This is a genomic window from Rhizomicrobium sp. (assembly GCA_037200985.1).
Taxonomy (GTDB): Bacteria; Pseudomonadota; Alphaproteobacteria; order Micropepsales; family Micropepsaceae; genus Rhizomicrobium.
This window is the reverse complement of the sequence record JBBCGJ010000001.1, coordinates 4,410,999-4,429,347: the sequence shown is the minus strand read 5'-3', so window position 1 is coordinate 4,429,347 and position 18,349 is coordinate 4,410,999. Positions and strand designations below refer to the sequence as shown.

15 protein-coding genes are annotated in these 18,349 nt (G+C 67.6%); 4 read left to right on the top strand and 11 right to left on the bottom strand.

Annotated features, from left to right (window positions below; genetic code table 11):
* Positions 1–28: 28 nt before the first annotated feature.
* Positions 29–727: a VacJ family lipoprotein gene (locus tag WDN01_21715; protein MEJ0028651.1), complete on the top strand. Its 699-nt coding sequence runs from the start codon at positions 29–31 to the stop codon at positions 725–727.
* 22 nt (positions 728–749) lie between these two features.
* Positions 750–3,329 carry an MMPL family transporter gene (locus tag WDN01_21710; protein MEJ0028650.1) on the top strand — a complete coding sequence of 860 codons (2,580 nt, stop codon included), beginning with the start codon at positions 750–752 and terminating at the stop codon, positions 3,327–3,329.
* 143 nt (positions 3,330–3,472) lie between these two features.
* Here the strand turns inward: WDN01_21710 and WDN01_21705 are convergent, their stop codons facing one another.
* The 3 genes from WDN01_21705 to WDN01_21695 form a co-directional block, all read right to left on the bottom strand.
* Positions 3,473–4,090 (bottom strand): ABC transporter substrate-binding protein, encoded by a 618-nt coding sequence (locus WDN01_21705; GenBank protein MEJ0028649.1) that lies wholly within the window; start codon positions 4,088–4,090, stop codon positions 3,473–3,475.
* A gap of 238 nt (positions 4,091–4,328) precedes the next feature.
* Positions 4,329–6,137, bottom strand: a complete 1,809-nt coding sequence (gene dxs / locus WDN01_21700) for a 1-deoxy-D-xylulose-5-phosphate synthase (protein ID MEJ0028648.1) — start codon at positions 6,135–6,137, stop codon at positions 4,329–4,331.
* Complete coding sequence (locus WDN01_21695) at positions 6,137–7,063, bottom strand: polyprenyl synthetase family protein (GenBank protein ID MEJ0028647.1); 927 nt, start codon at positions 7,061–7,063, stop codon at positions 6,137–6,139. The genes dxs and WDN01_21695 overlap by 1 nt, the downstream gene beginning before the upstream one ends.
* Positions 7,064–7,261: 198 nt before the next feature.
* On the opposite strand from WDN01_21695, the gene ispH reads away from it, so the two are divergent.
* Together ispH and hpnH are read left to right on the top strand one after the other, a co-directional pair.
* Complete coding sequence (gene ispH / locus WDN01_21690; GenBank protein ID MEJ0028646.1) at positions 7,262–8,203, top strand: 4-hydroxy-3-methylbut-2-enyl diphosphate reductase; 942 nt, start codon at positions 7,262–7,264, stop codon at positions 8,201–8,203.
* A gap of 45 nt (positions 8,204–8,248) precedes the next feature.
* Positions 8,249–9,397, top strand: coding sequence for an adenosyl-hopene transferase HpnH (hpnH, locus tag WDN01_21685; protein MEJ0028645.1), 1,149 nt, complete (start codon positions 8,249–8,251; stop codon positions 9,395–9,397).
* Here the strand turns inward: hpnH and WDN01_21680 are convergent.
* The 8 genes from WDN01_21680 to WDN01_21645 form a co-directional block, all read right to left on the bottom strand.
* Entirely contained in the window at positions 9,341–10,012 is a 672-nt protein-coding gene (locus WDN01_21680) for a hypothetical protein (protein ID MEJ0028644.1), read from the bottom strand. The genes hpnH and WDN01_21680 overlap by 57 nt on opposite strands.
* Positions 10,013–10,150: 138 nt before the next feature.
* Positions 10,151–12,106 (bottom strand): squalene--hopene cyclase, encoded by a 1,956-nt coding sequence (shc, locus tag WDN01_21675; GenBank protein MEJ0028643.1) that lies wholly within the window; start codon positions 12,104–12,106, stop codon positions 10,151–10,153.
* A gap of 133 nt (positions 12,107–12,239) precedes the next feature.
* Positions 12,240–13,490 (bottom strand): hydroxysqualene dehydroxylase HpnE, encoded by a 1,251-nt coding sequence (gene hpnE / locus WDN01_21670; protein MEJ0028642.1) that lies wholly within the window; start codon positions 13,488–13,490, stop codon positions 12,240–12,242.
* Positions 13,487–14,329, bottom strand: coding sequence for a presqualene diphosphate synthase HpnD (hpnD, locus tag WDN01_21665; protein ID MEJ0028641.1), 843 nt, complete (start codon positions 14,327–14,329; stop codon positions 13,487–13,489). The genes hpnE and hpnD overlap by 4 nt, the downstream gene beginning before the upstream one ends.
* A complete protein-coding gene (gene hpnC, locus WDN01_21660; protein MEJ0028640.1) occupies positions 14,326–15,201 on the bottom strand; it encodes a squalene synthase HpnC in 876 nt (291 codons plus the stop codon). Before hpnC ends, hpnD begins: the two co-directional genes overlap by 4 nt.
* On the bottom strand, positions 15,198–16,343 hold the full coding sequence (locus WDN01_21655; GenBank protein MEJ0028639.1) for a glycosyltransferase: 1,146 nt from the start codon (positions 16,341–16,343) through the stop codon (positions 15,198–15,200). Before WDN01_21655 ends, hpnC begins: the two co-directional genes overlap by 4 nt.
* Positions 16,340–17,329, bottom strand: a complete 990-nt coding sequence (gene hpnA / locus WDN01_21650; protein ID MEJ0028638.1) for a hopanoid-associated sugar epimerase — start codon at positions 17,327–17,329, stop codon at positions 16,340–16,342. Before hpnA ends, WDN01_21655 begins: the two co-directional genes overlap by 4 nt.
* On the bottom strand, positions 17,329–18,300 hold the full coding sequence (locus tag WDN01_21645) for a lysylphosphatidylglycerol synthase domain-containing protein (GenBank protein MEJ0028637.1): 972 nt from the start codon (positions 18,298–18,300) through the stop codon (positions 17,329–17,331). Before WDN01_21645 ends, hpnA begins: the two co-directional genes overlap by 1 nt.
* Positions 18,301–18,349 lie beyond the last annotated feature (49 nt).

Sequence of the window (18,349 nt, the reverse complement as noted above, 5' to 3'; positions counted from 1 at the left end):
ATGTGTGCGATATCGGGTTTTTGCAGGCGTGCTCGCTCTGTGCGCCGGTCTGGGTGCGTGTTCGACGAGCCAGGAATCCGTCGAGCAGAACGATCCGTTCGAGCCGGTGAACCGCCAGGTATTCGATTTCAACCATAGCCTGGACAATCGCGTCGCCCTGCCGGTCGCGACCTTCTACCGGAGCGCGGCGCCGGCGCCGGTGCGCGAGCACCTCCATTATTTCCTGACCAATCTGCGCCTGCCGGTCACCGTCGCCAACGACGTGCTGCAGGGCAATGTGAGCCGCGGCGGCGAGGCCATCGAGCGCTTCGCGGTCAATTCCACGCTCGGCTTCGCCGGCGTGTTCGACGTCGCGACGGGGTGGGGCCTGCCCTATCACCAGGAGGATTTCGGCCAGACCATGGGCTGGTACGGCGTCGGAGAGGGTCCCTATATGGTGATTCCGCTGGCCGGGCCGGCCGATCCGCGCGACCTGGCCGGGGCCTATATCGACGGCTATATCAACCCGCTCGGCTATATCCAGTGGCGGCACAAGAACTATTACTGGTCCTGGCCGATCCGGGTCGTTTCGCTGATGGATTCGCGCTCGATCGGCATCGACGAGTTGCGCGAGATCCAGCGCAACTCCATCGACCTCTACGCCACGACCCGCAGCCTGTACCGCCAGTCGCGCAACGCCGAAATCCACAATGGCGTGCCCGACGTCCAGGGTTTGCCGGACTTCTAGGCCTCCGCTACAAGCCATCCCCATGTCGGTTACCGAGCGCCTCGTGGCAGCATGCTGCCGCGCCCCCAGATTCGTCGTCGCCCTGTTCCTGGCGCTCGGTGCGGCGGCCGCGGCCTATACGGCCGTCAATTTCAACATGGACACCGACTCGACCAAGCTGATATCGCCCAATGTCGACTGGCGGCAGCGCGAAATGCATTTCGACTCGCTGTTTCCCCAGCAGGTCAACCTCATCGCGGTGGTGGTGGACGGACAGACGCCGGAACTGGCCGAGGCCGGGACCAAGGCGCTGTCCGATGCGCTGGCGGCGCAGACCAAACAGTTCGACAGCGTGCGCCGGCCCGACGGCGGCGACTTCTTCGACAAGAACGGCCTGCTCTTCCTGCCGCTCCCGGAGGTCAAGGCGAACACCGAGCAGATCATCGCGGCCGCGCCGTTCCTGGGCCCCATGGCGGCCGATCCGTCCCTGCGCGGGATCATGACCAGCCTTCAGACCGCGCTCGAAGGCGTGGCGCGCGGCCAGGCGAAGCTTTCCGACCTGCAGCGCCCGATCCACGGCTTCGGCGCGACGCTGGCCAAGGTCGCGGACGGCCGGAAGACCTGGCTCTCCTGGCGCGCGCTGGTGACGGGCGCGCCGGCGGCGACGCGCGAGACGCGGCGCTTCATCGAGGTGCAGCCCAAGCTCGATTTCGGCTCGCTGGAGCCGGGCGAGGCGGCGACCGACGCCATCCGCGCCACGGCGCGCAAGCTGGGGCTGACGCCCGAGAACGGCGTGCGGGTGCGCCTGACCGGGCCGGTGCCGCTGTCGGACGAGGAATTCGCGACGCTGGCCGACCGCGCCCTGCTGATGGGCATCGCCATGATGGCGGCGGTGATCGCGACGCTGTGGCTGGCGGTGCGCTCGTTCAAGATCATCTTCTGCATCCTTTTGACGATCGTGGTGGGGCTCTGCGTCACCATGGCGGCGGGGCTCTATTTCGCCCATGTCTTCAACATCATCTCGATCGCCTTCGTGGCCTTGTTCGTCGGGCTCGGCGTCGATTTCGGCATCCAGTTCTGCGTGCGCTACCGCCATGAGCGCTTCGTGGTGCACGACCTGCGCCAGTCGCTGACCTGCGCCGGACGCAGCGTCGGAAAGCCCCTGGCGCTCGCCGCGGCCGCGACGGCGGCGGGTTTCTTCTCCTTCGTGCCGACGGAATATGCCGGCGTCGCGCAGCTCGGCATGGTGGCTGGCATCGGCATGGTCGTCGCCTTCTCGCTGACGGTGAGCTTCCTGCCGGCGCTCCTGATGCTGACCCAGCCGGTGGGCGAGAGCGAGGACGTCGGCTACCGCTTCTTCGCGCCGGTCGACCGGCTCATGATCGCGCGGCGCCGCCAGGTGCTGGGCTGGGGGCTGCTGGCCGGAATCGTCGGGCTGGTCCTCACCTCCTTCGTCAAATTCGATTTCAATCCGCTCGACCTGCGCAGCGCCAAGACCGAATCGGTGTCGACGATCCTGGACCTGACCAAGGACCCGCAGACCTCGCCCAACACGATCGACGTGCTGGCGCCCAGCCTCGACGCCGCGAAGGTCCTGGCGCGCAAGATCGCCGGCCTGAAGGCGGTCGACCAGGCGATCACGCTCGCCGACTTCGTGCCGGACGACCAGCCGGCCAAGCTCAAGCTGATCGGCGATGCGAATCTCCTGCTCGATGCGACCATCAACCCGTTCGCCGTGAAGCCCGAGCCGACCGATGAGGAGGTGGTGGCGAGCCTGCGGGACACCGCGAATGCCCTGCGCGAGGCTGCGGAAAAAGACGGCACGCCGGCCGCCAAGGATGCCGAGGCGCTGGCCGCGACGCTGGACAGGCTGGCGGACGGCACGCCGGCTTTGCGGGCGCGCGCGGCGGAGGCGCTGGTGCCGGGGTTGAAGACCTTGCTGACGCAGATGAGCGCGTCGCTGCAGGCCTCGCCGATCGCGCTGGATACGATGCCGCCGGACATGGTGCGCGACTGGGTGGCGAAGGACGGCACGGCGCGCATCCAGGTGTTCCCGGCGGACACCAGCGGCAGCAACCAGTCGCTCAACGCCTTCTCCAAGGCGGTGATGAAGGTGGCGCCAGACGCGACCGGCGCGCCGATCTCGATCCGTCAGTCCGGAACGACGATCGTGAACGCCTTCATCGAGGCGGGCCTTCTGTCCTTCGCGGCGATCACCGCGCTCCTGCTCCTGGTGCTCCGGCGGGTGCGCGACGTGCTCCTGACCATCATCCCGCTCGTCCTGACGGGCCTCCTGACGATCGGGACGGCGGTGGCGATCGGGCTTCAGCTCAATTTCGCCAACGTCATCGCGCTGCCGCTGCTGTTCGGGATCGGGGTGGCGTTCAACATCTATTTCGTCATGGCGTGGCGCAACGGCCAGACCAACCTTCTGCAATCGAGCCTGACCCGGGCGGTGATCTTCAGCGCGGCGACGACGGCGAGCGGCTTCGGCAGCCTGTGGCTGTCGAGCCATCCGGGCACCGCGAGCATGGGCGAGCTTCTGATGATCTCGCTGTTCTGGACGCTGGCGACGATGCTGTTCTTCCAGCCCGCGCTGATGGGAAGACCGCCGATCAAATAACTTTCCTCCCCCGCTGTTGCGGGGGAGGTGCCAAGCGAAGCGAGGCGGAGGGGGCCTGTGCGGGACGGCAGGCCCCCTCCGTCATGCCTGCGCTGCGCTTCGGCGTGCCACCTCCCCCGCTTTGCGGGGGAGGAAAATACGCGTCAGCCCTTCAACGCCTTGTCGGCGATGGCGTCGATCTTCTTGACCAGGGCGGCGGCGCCGCCGGCCTTGATCGTCGCGGCGTAGTCGGAGCGGTAGACCGAGAGCTGGCTGATCGAACCCTCCAGCAGCACATCGATGATCTTCCAGCTCGAACCGAATTGCCGCACGCGGTAGATGAAGACCACCGTCTGGTCCTTGGTCACGAGCTTGCTCGAGACATAGCGGTCGGTGCCGCGCACCGTCACGTTCGGATCGACGACGAATTTCTCGCCGTTATAGCTGTCGAAATTGCCGGCATATTGCGCGATCGTCATGCGCTCGAACGCTTCGGTCAGCGCCTTCTGGTCGGCCGGCGAGGCGGTGTCCCAGCCGGGGCCGACCGCGTATTTGATCATGGTGCCGAGCTCGAAGGTCTGCTCGATGACGGGCTTCAGCTTGTTGTAGCGGCCCTGCGCGCCGAGACCGGCGCCGCCCTTCATCGAATCCAGCAGCGTGTCGTAGAAATTCTGCACGGTCGCGATCGCCGGATCGTCGGCGGCGCGCGCCGCCGCCAGCGGCAGCGCGAGGGCGAACAGGAACGCGAAAGCGGCGGACAGGCGGAGAAGTGCGAATCTCATGACGATCTCCATGAACGCAGGCGGGAGAAGTGATCTTTCAACCGGATGCGCCTAGATTGGTTCCCTGAAACACGATTGTCATCCCCGCCCGGCCGGGCGTCGCGGGGATCCAAGCCGTGCCTACAAGTTCGGGCCTGAATGGGAAATGAATTCGCGCCCGCCGGTCAAGACCGGCCGCGGTGCGGCGCCTGGTCGTTTCCATGCGGCACGGCGTGACGCTCGGCCGGGACGACGCGCCCTACCCCCGCGCCTGGGCCTTCGCCACGAAATGCGTGGAAACCACGCGGGCGATGTCGCCGGCGGCAAGACCCGCGGTCTCGTATTGCTTCTCGGGGCTGTCATGCTCCTGGAAGAGATCGGGCAGGGTCATGGTGCGGATGTCGAAGCCGGGGCGCAACAGGCCCTCATTGGCGATGAAGTGCAGGACCTGGGCGCCGAAGCCGCCGGTCGAGCCTTCCTCCACCGTCACCAGCATGCCGTGATGGCGCACGAGGCGGCGGACGAGATCCTCGTCCAGCGGCTTGGCGAAGCGCGCGTCCGCGACGGTGCAGGAGATGCCCTTCGCCTTCAGGCTGTCGGCGGCGTCGAGCGCGGCCCCGAGACGCGTGCCGAGCGTCAGGATCGCGACCTCCTTGCCTTCGCGCACGATGCGGCCCTTGCCGATGGGCAGGATTTCGCCGCGCGCCGGCAGCGCCACGCCCGTGCCTTCGCCGCGCGGATAGCGCAGCGCGATCGGGCCGGAGTCGTGCGCCGCGGCGGTCGCCACCATGTGCATCAGCTCGGCCTCGTCCGCCGCCGCCATCACGGTGAAATTCGGCAGGCAGCAGAGATAGGCCAGATCGAAAGAGCCGGCATGGGTCGCGCCGTCGGCGCCGACCAGGCCGGCGCGGTCCATCGCAAAGCGCACGGGCAGGTTCTGGATCGCCACGTCGTGCACCACCTGGTCATAGGCGCGCTGCAGGAAGGTCGAATAGATCACCGCGAAGGGCTTGAGCCCTTCCGTGGCGAGACCGGCGGCGAAGGTCACGGCGTGCTGCTCGGCGATGCCGACATCGAAGGAGCGCGCGGGGAACGCCTTGCCGAAGACGTCGAGCCCGGTGCCGGACGGCATCGCGGCGGTGATGGCGACGATCCTGGGATCGGCCTCGGCCTCCGCGATCAGCGCCTTGGCGAAGACGGAGGTGTAGCTCGGCGCTTTCGACGCGCTCTTCTTCAGCGCCCCGGTCGCCACGTCGAAGCCGGTATTGGCGTGGCCGCGATCCGGCGAATTCTCGGCCGGCGGGTAGCCCTTGCCCTTGGCGGTGACGATGTGGAGCAGCACCGGCTCGGGCGCGCCGTCGCGGATGTTCTCGAGGGCGTCCACCAGCGCGACCACGTCATGGCCGTCGACAGGACCGATATGGCGCATGCCGAGCTTCTCGAACAGCGTATCGTCGCCCGAGCCCGTCGCGGCCAGTGCGTTCAGATGCGCGTTGAGCGCGCCGGTGGCCGGCGCGATGGACATGTTGTTGTCGTTGAGCACGACGAGAAGACGGCTCTTCAGATGGCCGGCATTGTTGATCGCCTCATAGGCCATGCCGGCGCTCATCGCGCCGTCGCCGATCACGGCGATCACGTGATTGTCCTTGCCGAGCAGGTCGCGGGCGACCGCCATGCCGAGGCCGGCGCTGACCGAGGTCGAAGAATGCGCCGCGCCGAACGGATCGTATTCGCTCTCGCTCCGGCGCGTGAAGCCGGAGAGCCCGCCGCCCGTGCGGATGGTGCGGATGCGGTCGCGGCGGCCGGTGAGGATCTTGTGCGGATAGGCCTGGTGGCCGACATCCCACACGATGCGGTCGTCCGGCGTGTCGAACACGTAATGCAGCGCGACGGTCAGCTCGACGACGCCGAGGCCGGCGCCGAAATGGCCGCCGCTGACCGACACCGCGTCGATCAGCTCGAGCCGCAGCTCGTCGGCGAGCTGGCGCAATTGCGCCTTGTCGAGACGGCGCAGGTCGGCGGGGATCGTGACGGTGTCGAGCAGGGGAGTCCGGGATTGGTCTGACATCAGGACTCTCGGTCCAAGAGGAAGATGGGAAGTTCCACGAGCTCGGGCGCGGCGTTGCCGTAGGGCGCCAAGGTGGCGGCGGCGCGGCGGGCGAGCCTTTCGGCCTCGGTGCGGGCGCCGTCGACGCCCATCAGGGAAACCAGCGTGGCCTTGCCCTGGTCGTTGTCCTTGCCGACGGCCTTGCCGGTCTTCTCCGCGGTGGAGGTCACGTCGAGCAGGTCGTCGGTGATCTGGAACACCAGGCCCATGTCGCGGGCGTATGACTTCAGACGGTCGCGATGCTCCGTTCCGGCCTGGCCGAGGATCGGGCCGGCCTCGCAGGAGAATTCGAAGAGCTGGCCGGTCTTCAGCCGCTGCAGCAGGACCACTTCGTCGGCGCCGAAGGCGCTCTGCGCCGCCTGCATGTCGATCATCTGGCCGCCGATCATCCCGTTGGAGCCGGAGGCCTCGGCCAGCCTGAGGACCAGGGCGCTGCGCACCTCGCCCGAGTCGTGCGTGTCGGGATGAGCGAGGATTTCGAACGCGAGTGTCAAAAGCGCATCACCCGCCAGAACCGCCGTCATCTCGTCATAGGCGATATGAGTCGTCGGACGGCCGCGGCGCAGATCGTCGTCGTCCATGCAGGGCAGATCGTCATGCACCAGCGAATAGGTGTGGAGAACTTCGATGGCGGCGCCGACCCGCGCGGCACGCGCCGGATCGACGCCGAACAGCCTGGCGGAATTCAGTACCAGGAAAGGGCGCAGCCGCTTGCCGCCGGCGAATGTGGCGTAGCGCATGGCTTCATGCACGCGGGCGTGCAGGCCATGCGGCTTGGGCAGGACGCGCTCCAGCGTCTCGTCCACCGTGCGGGCCGCGGCCGCCAAGGCTTGCGGCAATCCTGTGGTGAACGGCCGGGCCGGCGCGCCGCGTGACGAACTCTCCATGAACACCCCGTGCGACCTGCCGCTAATTTCCCCAAAAAGGGCAGGGACATAACAAGACAGCCTAGCACAATTGAACGACGCAAAAGGCAGACCTACATGCGGCTCGTGGTAAATGCCAGCCCCTGTGGTTGCACTGCATCATTCCGGTAGCTATAGGCTCGAATTCAGGTCACCATCAGGCCCGGTACAGGAGTTCCGATGCGAGTCATTCTCGCCCAGCCCCGTGGGTTCTGCGCCGGTGTGGTGCGCGCCATCGACATCGTCGAGCGCGCGCTGGAGAAATACGGCGAGCCGGTCTATGTGCGCCACGAAATCGTCCACAACAAACACGTCGTCGACACGCTGAAGAACAAGGGCGCGGTCTTCGTCGAGGAGCTGACCGAAGTTCCGGATGGCGCCGTCACCGTGTTCAGCGCCCATGGCGTGCCGCGCAGCGTGGTCGACACCGCGCAGTCGCGGAAGCTGCCCGTGCTCGATGCCACCTGCCCGCTGGTCTCCAAGGTGCACAACCAGGGCAAGCGCTATGTCGCCCATGGCCGGCACCTGATCCTGATCGGCCATGCCGGGCATCCCGAAGTCGAAGGCACGATGGGCCAGGTCGGCGCGCCGGTGACCCTGGTGCAGTCCGAGTCGGATGTCGCGGCGCTGACGCTGCCGACCGAGATGCCGGTCGCCTATATCACCCAGACCACGCTTTCCATCGACGACACCAAGAGCATCATCCTGGCGCTGAAGAAGCGCTTCAGCGACATCGTCGGACCCGAGACGACCGACATCTGCTATGCCACGCAGAACCGTCAGACGGCGGTGCGCCAACTGGCCGAAGTGGCCGATGTGATCCTGGTGGTCGGCGCCAAGAACAGCTCGAACTCCAACCGGCTGGTCGAGATCGGCCGCGAGGTCGGCGTGCCGAGCTATCTTCTGGCCGACGGCAGCGAGCTCAAGCCCGAATGGGTGCGGGGCAAGGCGCGGGTCGGGCTGACCGCCGGCGCGTCGGCGCCCGAGCGGCTGGTCGAGGACGTGATCGCCGCGCTCGGCCGCATCGCGCCGGTCAGCGTCGAGACCATGGACGGCAAGAAAGAGCATATCGAATTCCGCCTGCCGGCGGAGTTGCGCAACGACCGCGCACCGGCGGCCTAGAGTCTTTTGTTTTGCCCGCCTCCGGCGGGACGAGGAGAATAGAACATGGGTCTTCCGGTTCAGCAGGCGGCGCGCATCGGCGCCTATGTGATGAAGCAGCATCTGACGGGCAAGAAGCGCTATCCGCTGGTGCTCATGCTGGAGCCGTTGTTTCGCTGCAACCTCGCCTGCGCCGGCTGCGGCAAGATCGATTATCCCGACGACATCCTGAACCAGCGCCTGTCCTATCAGGAGTGCATGGAGGCGATCGACGAATGCGGCGCGCCCGCCGTCTCGATCGCGGGCGGCGAGCCGCTGCTCCATCGCGAGATGCCGCAGATCGTGCAGGGCTATCTGGACCGCAACAAATTCGTGATCCTGTGCACCAACGCGATCCTGCTCTCCAAGAAGATCGACCAGTACAAGCCGCACCCGAACTTCACCTGGTCGATCCATCTGGACGGCGACAAGGCGATGCACGATCACTCCGTCTGCCTCGACGGCGTCTACGACAAGGCGATCGCCGCGATCAAGCTCGCCAAGTCCAAGGGCTTCCGCACCCAGATCAACTGCACGCTGTTCTCCAACGCGATCCCCGAGCGGGTGGCGAAGTTCTTCGACACGATGATGGAGATGGGGCTGGACGGGATCACGATCTCGCCCGGCTATGCCTATGAGCGGGCGCCGGACCAGGACAGTTTCCTCAACCGCGAGCGCACCAAGAAGCTGTTCCGCGATATCCTTTCGCGCGGCAATGGCGGCAAGGCTTGGGAGTTCACCCAGAGCCCGCTGTTCCTCGACTTCCTCGCCGGCAACCAGACCTATGAGTGCACGCCCTGGTCGATGCCGCTGCGCTGCGTGTTCGGCTGGCAGAAGCCCTGCTACCTGCTCGGCGAAGGCTATGTGAAGACCTTCAAGGAGCTGATCGAAGGCACCGACTGGGACAAGTATGGCGTCGGCAAATACGAGAAATGCCAGGACTGCATGGTCCATTGCGGCTTCGAGGGCACGGCGGTGATCGATTCGATCCAGCATCCCTACAAGCTGATCCCGCTGGCGGTGCGCGGCGTGAAGACGAGCGGGCCGTTCAAGCCGGACATCGACACCTCGCACCAGCGCCCGGCGGAGTTCGTGTTCTCCGCCCATGTCGAGAACAAGCTAGCCGAGGTACGGGCAGCCAAGAAAAAGCCCGAGAGCGTCGCGGCTGCGGAGTAGCGCGCGGAACGCCTTGCCGGCCTCGCGGCCAGTGGCGAGCAGATCGGGAATCTGAGACGGATCGGCGGCGACCGAGGCGAGGATGCGCGCGAGGCGCGGCTTGCCGCTGTCGCTGAGCGGCTCCAGCGCGGCCGGCGGCAGGCCTTTGGTCCAGGCATCCGAGATCGCGCGCAGCGCGACGAAGGGAATGCCGTGGCGCGCCGCGAGGCGGGCGGCGATGTGGGATTCCATGTCCACCGCATGCGCGCCGGTCAGCGCGAAGAGACGGCGCTTGCCGTCGACATGGTTGACGATCAGATCGTGGCCGGCGAGCACGACGGAATGGGCGGCGGGAAGGCGCTCGCGCAGGATGCCGCTCCATTGCGGGTCGGTCGCGTAATGCTCGTCGTCGTGCACGACATGGGTGGCGATCACGACATCGCCGATCTTGAGCAGCGGCGCCAGCGCGCCCGCGATGCCGAAGCTGACGATGCCCTTGGCCCCCTTGGCGATGGCCCAGGAAAGGCGCTGTTCCAGCAGCGCGCCCTTGCCGGCGCCGATCACGGGCGTGAGCTTGGCGCGGGCGGCGATCCTGGCCTCGCGCGCGAGGCCGACGGCGGCGAGGACGGTGGTCATGTCTTTCCTCCCCCGCCGTTGCTGGGGAGGTGGCACGCCAAAGCGCAGCGAAGGCGTGACGGAGGGGGCCAGTGCAAGCCCCCTCCGCCTCGCTGCGCTCGGCACCTCCCCCGCAACGGCGGGGGAGGAAAGCAGATGTCACAATCCATACGCAACGTGTCTTGAATTCCCCGCTTTCAGATTGCGGTAGCGCGCCACAGCCCAGAGCGGGAAGAATTTCGGATAGCCGTGGTAGCGCAGGTAGAACACGCGCGGGAAACCGCCGCCCGTGTAGTGCTCCTGCGGCCAAAGGCCGTCTTTGCCCTGCGTCGCCTCGAGATAGCGGATGCCGCGCGCGACGGCGGCACTGTCGACCTCGCCGGCGGCCATCAGGCCGAGCAGCGCCCAGGCGGTCTGCGACGCGGTCGAGGGCGCGGGTTCATAGCCCTTGTAATCGAGCTTGTAGGAGTCGCAATCCTCGCCCCAGCCGCCGTCTGCGTTCTGGATTTTCTTGAGCCAATCGGCGGCGCGCAGCATCACCGGATCGTCGGGCAGCATGTACGCTGCGTTGAGGCCGGCGAGCGCGGACCATGTGCCGTAGATATAATTGACGCCCCAGCGGCCGAACCAGCTGCCGTCCTTGAGCTGCGAATCTTTCAGGAACTGGATACCGCCTTCGATGAACCGATTGTCCGGACCGGCACCGAGCTGGGCCAGCATGCCGATGCAGCGGCCGGTGACATCGTCCGTAGGCGGATCGAGCAGCGCGCCGTGATCGGCGAAGGGGATGTTGTTGAGGTAGTAATACGCGTTGTCGGCGTCGAAGGCGCCCCAGCCGCCGTTCTTCGATTGCAGGCCCTCGACCCATTCGCGGCCCCGCGCGATGGCTTGCGCGTCGTCGGCGGACGGCGCGGCGCGTTCGCGGGCGCGGTCGAGCGCCATCACCACCACGGCGGTGTCGTCGAGATCGGGATAATGCGCGTTGTTGTACTGGAAGGCCCAGCCGCCGGGACGGACGTCCGGCCGTTCCTCCGCCCAGTCGCCTTTGACGTCGAGCACCTGGCGGCGCTTCAGCCATTCGAGGCTCTTCGCCACGGCGGCATCCGCGACGTCCGACTTCGCCTCCATCAGCGCGTGCGCGGCCAGCGCCGTGTCCCACACCGGCGAGACGCAGGGCTGGCAATAGGCCTCGTCGTCCTTGACCACGAGCAGCAGTTCGACCGATTTGCGGGCGATGGCACGGCGCGGATCGCTCTCCGGCACGCCCATCGCGTCGTACATCATCACGGAATTGGCCATGGCCGGGTAGATCGCGCCGAGGCCGTCCTCGCCGTTGAGACGCTCGGTCGTCCATGCCACGCAAGCGTCGATGGCGCGCCGCCGCAGGCGCCCTGGCCACGGCACGATCTTCAGCACCTTGTCGAGCGTGTTGAAGAAGAAGGACCATCCGGCGGACTGGTGCGGCGCGCGGGGCGATGCGACCGGCACGCCTGCGACGAACAACTCGGGCACATGGATGCCGCGCGGATTGCGCGCGACGGGCTGTCTGGCGGCCAGCACCAGCAGCGGCACGATCACGGTGCGGGCCCAATAGCTCATCTTGGACAGATGGATCGGGAACCAGCGCGGCAGCAGGATCAGCTCGACCGGCACGGTCGGCACGTTCTGCCACGATGTCTCGCCATAGAGCGCAAGCAGGATGCGGGTGAAGACGTTCGCCTTGATGGCGCCGCCCCGCGCGCGGATCGCCTCGCGGGCGCGCACCATGTGCGGCGCGCCGATATCGTCGCCGATCATCTTGAGCGCGAAATAGGCCTTCACGGTCGCGGAAATGTCGAAGGCGCCGCCGTGATAGAGCGGCCAGCCGCCATGGTCCTTCGACTGGATGCGGCGCAGGTAACTGCCGATCTTGCGCTCGAGATCGAGGTTCGGCGCTTCCGCCAGATAATGGACCAGAAGGACGTATTCGGACGGGATGGTCGCGTCGGCCTCGAGCTCGAACACCCAATGGCCATCGGGCCGCTGGGACTTCAGCAGCGCCTGCGTCGCGTCGCCGAGCATCTTGTCGACGGCGATGGTGCCTTCGGTCTCGCGGTCGAGGATCATCTGGTTCATGAGAAACTTATAGCCCACCCTCCCCTTGAGGGAGGGTCGAAAAATCGGAGCGCAGCGGAGATTTTTCGGAGAGGGGTCCGGCGGCAGTGGACGACCCCTCCCCGAAATTCGCTTCGCGAATTTCGACCCTCCCTCAAGGGGAGGGTAGCCTTAGGGCCAAACCCGCCGCCTTCTGTCCCGAGCGGATGGCGCCTTCGATGGTGGCGGGCAGGCCCGTGGCGGTCCAGTCGCCGGCCAGCAGCAGGTTCGGCCAGCGCGTCTGCGTGCCGGGGCGGCGGGCGGCCTGCTCCGGCGTCGCGGCGAAGGTGGCACGGCGCTCCTTCACAACCTGCCAGGGCGGCAGGTCGCCCGATAGGTGCAGCACTTTCGCCACATCGGCCCAGAATCGGCGCGCCAGCGCCTCGCGGTCGTCGTCGACGATAGCGTCGGCGCCGGAGACGGTGATCGAGACCCGGTCCTCGAAGGCGAAGACCCATTCCGCCGCGCCGCCGATCACGCCGGTGATGCGCGGCGCGCCGGCCGGCGGCACCACCTTGAAGTGCGCGTTGACGATGGATCGGAATTCGGTCGGCGCGGTCAGTCCGGGCAGCAGCTCGGTCGCGACCCAGGGCGGCACGGCGAGGATGACGCGGTCGTCCTTGCCGACCGCCACGGGCGTGCCGGCGAGATCGAGGCCGGTGACGCGCCAATCGTCCATCGCTACGGCGCGGACGCGCTGGCCGATGCGGACATCGGCACCGTGGGCGGCCAGGTATTTCAGCGCCGGGTCGACGAACGCCGACGCCAGCGTCGGGTGCGCGATGCGCGGGCGATAGGCGAGGCCGCCGCGCGCGAGCGATTCGGAAATCACCGCGCCGGCCAGCTTGGCGGAGGCGGTGCGCGGCTCGCTGTTCAGCACGGCCAGCAGGAAGGGATGCAGCAGGCGCTCCCACAGGGGTCCGCTGCAATCGATGACGTCTTCGATGCGGTCGGTCGCGCCGGCGGCGAGCAGCCGCACGAGCGCGAGATAATCCTGCGGCTGCGTGCCGGGCACGCGGCGGTCTTCGGAGAAAATCCACCAGGCGAGCGCGCTGTCGTTCGGCCGCAGCGTCCAACGCCGGTCGGTGCGGACATCGGCGAAATCGAACACCGCGCGGTCGGGACCGGCGAGCCCGTCCTGCGCGCCGATGACCTTGAGATAAGACTGAACCGAGGTGTTGCCCGAGAGGACGAGATGGTTGCCGTTGTCGATGACGCAGCCCAGCGTCGCGTCGAAATAGGAGCGGCAGCGCCCGCCCGCCTGCGGCGCGCCTTCGAACAGCACCACCTTGCGGCCCTTCTCCGCCAGCGCAACGGCGGCGGCGAGGCCGGCGAGGCCGCCGCCGACGATATAAGCGGTGCTCATCCGAACAGCCCGTGGCGCAGCACGATGGCGAGCAGCCTGGCTTTGGACAGCGACACGCGGGTGCGCGGCGGCGCCCAGCCGACCGCTTCGGTCTGGCGCAGGATTTCCTCATAGACCGCACCCATCAGGCGCGGCGTGCCGAGACGGCCCTTCGGCCTTTTCGCCAGGACGGCGGCGGCGCCGTCGTAGAATTTGTGCGCGTCGCGGGCGACCTGCTTGCAGACCTTGTCGATGCGCGGATCGGCGACGATGGCTTTCGGATCGGTCGCGGCGATGCCGGCCTCCGTCAGATATTCGCGCGGCAGGTAGAGCCGGTTGATGCCGGCGTCCTCGTCGATGTCGCGCAGGATATTGGTGAGCTGCAGCGCGCGGCCGAGATGGTGGGCGAGTTCGTCGCCCGGCCCCTCCTCCATGCCGAACACCTTGATCGACAGCCGGCCCACCGCGCTGGCGACGCGCTCGCAATAGAGGTCGAGCGTCTTGAGGTCGGGCGCGACGATGTCCTGCGCCACGTCCATGTCCATGCCGTCGATCACGGTGAGGAAATCGGCCTTGCGCAGGCCGTAGCGGGCGACGGGCTCGGCGAGAAACTGGGCGCGCTCGGGCGCATGGCCGGCGTAGAGATCGTCGAGATCGACCCGCCATTGGGTGAGCCGCACCGCGCGTTCGGCGCGGGTGCCGATGCCGTCGTCGGCGATGTCGTCGACCATGCGGCAGAAGCCGTAGATCGCGAACATCGCCTCGCGCTCCGCCTTGGGCATCAGCCGCATGGCGGAATAGAACGAGCTGTTCGACGCCTTCTGCTGCGCGGCGGCGATGATGGGTTCGGCGGTGCTCATGGAACGGACTTGGCTTCGACGCCGCCCCTTTTAGGACGAAGCCGGCCCGAGGCAAACCGTGCAACCGCGCGGAGCAGGAGGCCGGGCATTTCGCCCCGGCGGTGGTGGACGCGCTCGCTCAAGGGATCGCGGACGAGAAGCCGGGCGGCGAGGTCTTCGGCCAGGGTCTGGATGACGCTGACTTCGAGAGCGAGGCGGCGGTCGGCGATCTGGCCGGCGAAGGGGCGCGAAGCGGCCAGCAGGCGCTGGGTGCGGCGCGCCAGCTCGGCGAGGACGATGCGCAATTGCGGCGGCGCCTTGGGCTCGGCCAGGACGGAGACCGACAGGCTCTGCTGTTCGAGCAGGTCGAGGGGCAAGTAGACGCGGCCGATCTCGCGATAGTCCTTGCCGCAATCCTGGAGATGGTTGATCACCTGCAGCGCGGCGCAGAGCGCGTCATTGGCCGGCCAGGTGGCGCGGCTCTCGCCATGCACGTCGAGCACGAAGCGCCCGACCGGCATCGCCGAGTAGCGGCAATAATCCAAGAGATCGTCCCAGTTCGCGGTGCGCGATTTGCTGACGTCGCGGCGGAAGGCTTCGAGCAGATCGAGGGCGTGCCGGTCGGTAAGCCGGCGCTCCGCGAGCACCCGGCGAAGTTCGGTTCCTTCCGGCGAGGCGTCGCTTTCGCCGGTCAGGCTGGCCCGCATGGTTTCGAGCAGGGCGAGCTTGTCGGCCGGCTTGGTGGTCGCGTGATCGGCCACGTCGTCCGCGGCGCGGGCGAAGCGGTAGAAGGCGAGGATCGCGGGGCGGTGACGCTTGGCGATCAGGACCGAGGCGACGGGAAAATTCTCGTCCGTGTGGCCCTTGCCGGAGGCGAGGTCGGCTGCCGTCATGACTGCCCCAGGGCTTGCGCCCTGCCCTTCCACATGCCGCCGCGCCCCCGCCAGTGCTGGACCGCCGAATCGAGCGTGAAGAGCGCGTAGACGAAGCCGATCAGCGGCAGGGCGAGGCCCCAGAGCGGCGAGACGCGGTAGAATTTCGCGATCGGCTGGAAGGCGAGCGTCATCGCGGCCCAGGCAAGGATGCCGGAGGCTTGCGCGGATCGGTCCGCGAAGACGGCCAGCAGCGGGGCGGCGGCGTAGACGGCAATCATGCCGATGAAGGTGCCCGCGAGCGCGAGCGGCGAATAGCCGAGCTGGGCATAGGCCGAGCGCGCCACCATGCGGCGGATCTCGGGCAGGCCGGCATAGGGGCGGATCGAGGCGGCGCGCTCGGTGAGGCCGAGCCAGATGGGACCTTGCGCCTTCATCGCGCGGCCGAGCGCGCAATCGTCGATGATTTCTCCCCGGATGGCGGCGATGCCGCCGGCGCGCTCCAGCGCGTCGCGGCGCGCGAGCATGCAGCCGCCGGCAGCGGCGGCGGTCTTGCGTTTGGGATCGTTCACGTAAGCGAACGGATAGAGCATGTCGAAGAAGAACACGAAGGCGGGGATCAGGTAAGCCTCCGCCCAGCTCTTGCAGTGCAGCTTCACCATCAGCGAGGTGAGGACGAGCCTGCCGGCCTCGGCGCGCGCCACGAGCTTGCGCAGGTTTTCCGGACGATGATCGATATCGGCATCGGTGAACCAGATGTAATCCGGCGCGCCGGCGCGCTCGACGCCCTGTTTCATCGCCCAGACCTTGCCGGCCCAGCCGGCCGGGCGCGGCGAACCCGTGAGAATTTCGAGCCGGCCGGTTGTATCGAGCCTGCGTGCGACATCGGCGGTGCCGTCGCCGCTCTGGTCGTCGATCAGTACGATACGGAACGAACCGGGATAGTCCTGCGCCAGCAGGCTGCCGATGCTGCGCGCGATCACATCGGCCTCGTTGCGCGCCGGGACGACCGCGACGACCGAGGGCCAGGACGCGGGCGGCGGATCGCCCCCTTCCTTATCTTCGTCAATGTCGTCGCGCGCCGCCATCACCCAGAACATGCCGCGCCCCGCGAGCAGGTAGAGCCAGATCGCCACCGGTATGAGAGCGAGCAACGCGATCATTTGATGTAGCCGGCTTGCCGAAACCAGGCGACGGCATCCGCGATGGCCTCGCGATAGGGCCGCGCGGTGAAACCGAATTCGTCGCGCGCCTTCTTCGAGGAGAAGAACATATGATACTTCGACATGTTCAGCGCATCGACGGTGAGCATCGGCTCCTTGCCGGTGTAGCGCGCGACGGCTTCCGAACACCAGGCGAGCGGATAAAGCGGTGCGCGGGGCAGTCTTACGCGCGGCGGCTTGCGGCCGACGGCCTCGCAGATCACCACCAGCATGTCCTTCAGGCGCACATCCTCCCCGCCCAGGATGTAGTTCTCGCCGATGCGGCCTTTTTCCAGCGCGAGCAGATGGCCCTCAGCCACGTCGTCGACATGCACGAGGTTGAGGCCGGTGTCGACGAAAGCCGGCATGCCGCCGCTTGCCGCCTGCACGATGATGCGCCCCGTCGGCGTCGGCTTGACGTCGCGCGGGCCGATGGGCGTCGAGGGGCTGACGATCACGGCGGGAAGGCCATCGCCCGCCATGCGCTCCACCAGCCGCTCGGCGACGAGCTTGGATTTCTTGTAGGCGCCGATGACGGTCTGCTCGCTGTGGCGCGAGGTCTCGTCCACCGCCATGCCGGCGACCGGCTTCAGCGCCGCGACCGACGAGGTGTAGACGATGCGCTCCACGCCGGTGGCGCGGGCCGCGTCCATCACCACGCGGGTGCCTTCCAGGTTGTTGCGCACGATCTCGTCCGGATCGGGCGCCCACAGGCGGTAATCGGCCGCGACGTGGAAGACGTAACGCACGCCGTCCATCGCCTCGATCATCGAATGGCGGTCGAGCATGTCGCCCTCGGCGACTTCGAATTCCTCGCCTTCGATGTTGGTGCGGACCGAGGTCGAACGCATCAGCACGCGCACCTCGTCGCCGCGGCGCCCCAGCGCGCGGGCGATGGCCGAGCCGACGAAACCGGAAGCGCCGGTGACGAGAACCTTGTCGCCCATCAGCTCTCGCTCACCAGCGCGCGGCGGCCTTCGAAGGCCTGCCAGGCGAGCAGCACCGGCACGCCGATCACGATGTCGCGGGCGCGTTTCAGGAGCGAGACGGCGAGGCCGATCTCTGGGCCGAGGCCGAACAGCGGCATCAGCGCGGCATAGCCCGCCTCCTGCACGCCGATGGCGGCGGGGATGAAGACGGTGGCGCTGCGCAGCGCCGCCAGCAGCGCCTCGATGGCGATGCACGAGAAGAAATCGATGCGGGCGCCGATCAGCCGCACGCTCAGCCAGATCAGGCCGGCGCTCGCGACCCAGGAGAGCAGATGGATGGTGGAGGAGGCGGCGAGCCGCGTCTTGGATTCGTACATCGCGCGCATCTGGTCGGAGAAGGCGGTGGTGTGCTTGAGCGCGGCCGGCAGGAAGCGGCCGGCCAGCGTCTCGGCGAAGGCGCTGCCGCGCTGTTGCAGGAAGACGAAGGCGGCGATGCCGGGCACCAGCAGCAGCGTGCCGAGGATGAGGCCGTCGACGTAAGGCGCGGTCGCTTCCGAGGCGCGCAATTGTGCGATGCAGAGCGCGATACCGATCAGGACGAACACGATCTGCGCCATCAGCTCGGTCGTCACGTCGGTGATGGCGGAGGCGAAGGCGAGCGGCGGCGAGACGCCGCGCAGGATCACCGCGCGGGCGCCGATCACGATGCCGCCGAGCTGGCTGAAGGGCAGGATGTCGCCGGCGCTGTCGCGCGTCTGGCGGCCGAGGAAGAAGGTGAGCGCGTCGCGCGGACGGGCCTGCGGGATCAGCGCGGCCCAGGCGGTGCCGAGGAGCGCCACCACCGCCGTTCCGGCGGCGCAATAGAGCACGAAGCCGCCGAGGCCGATGGCAATAACGGTGTCGAACACCTCCACCACGCCGATGTGGAACAGGAGCCAGGCGAACAGCGCGAGCCCGACCAGCGCGGCGACGATGACACCGATCTTCATGGCGCCGGACCGCGATCCGCGCAGACCTCAACCCTGCACCGCTTGTCAT

What these genes read in the sequence shown, in the direction of transcription:
- WDN01_21710 (MEJ0028650.1), top strand. Translation starts at nt 750, where the DNA reads ATGTCGGTTACCGAGCGCCTCGTGGCAGCATGCTGCCGCGCCCCCAGA.
- WDN01_21705 (MEJ0028649.1), bottom strand. Translation starts at nt 4,090, where the DNA reads ATGAGATTCGCACTTCTCCGCCTGTCCGCCGCTTTCGCGTTCCTGTTC.
- dxs (MEJ0028648.1), bottom strand. Translation starts at nt 6,137, where the DNA reads ATGTCAGACCAATCCCGGACTCCCCTGCTCGACACCGTCACGATCCCC.
- WDN01_21695 (MEJ0028647.1), bottom strand. Translation starts at nt 7,063, where the DNA reads ATGGAGAGTTCGTCACGCGGCGCGCCGGCCCGGCCGTTCACCACAGGA.
- ispH (MEJ0028646.1), top strand. Translation starts at nt 7,262, where the DNA reads ATGCGAGTCATTCTCGCCCAGCCCCGTGGGTTCTGCGCCGGTGTGGTG.
- hpnH (MEJ0028645.1), top strand. Translation starts at nt 8,249, where the DNA reads ATGGGTCTTCCGGTTCAGCAGGCGGCGCGCATCGGCGCCTATGTGATG.
- WDN01_21680 (MEJ0028644.1), bottom strand. Translation starts at nt 10,012, where the DNA reads ATGACCACCGTCCTCGCCGCCGTCGGCCTCGCGCGCGAGGCCAGGATC.
- shc (MEJ0028643.1), bottom strand. Translation starts at nt 12,106, where the DNA reads ATGAACCAGATGATCCTCGACCGCGAGACCGAAGGCACCATCGCCGTC.
- hpnE (MEJ0028642.1), bottom strand. Translation starts at nt 13,490, where the DNA reads ATGAGCACCGCTTATATCGTCGGCGGCGGCCTCGCCGGCCTCGCCGCC.
- hpnD (MEJ0028641.1), bottom strand. Translation starts at nt 14,329, where the DNA reads ATGAGCACCGCCGAACCCATCATCGCCGCCGCGCAGCAGAAGGCGTCG.
- hpnC (MEJ0028640.1), bottom strand. Translation starts at nt 15,201, where the DNA reads ATGACGGCAGCCGACCTCGCCTCCGGCAAGGGCCACACGGACGAGAAT.
- WDN01_21655 (MEJ0028639.1), bottom strand. Translation starts at nt 16,343, where the DNA reads ATGATCGCGTTGCTCGCTCTCATACCGGTGGCGATCTGGCTCTACCTG.
- hpnA (MEJ0028638.1), bottom strand. Translation starts at nt 17,329, where the DNA reads ATGGGCGACAAGGTTCTCGTCACCGGCGCTTCCGGTTTCGTCGGCTCG.
- WDN01_21645 (MEJ0028637.1), bottom strand. Translation starts at nt 18,300, where the DNA reads ATGAAGATCGGTGTCATCGTCGCCGCGCTGGTCGGGCTCGCGCTGTTC.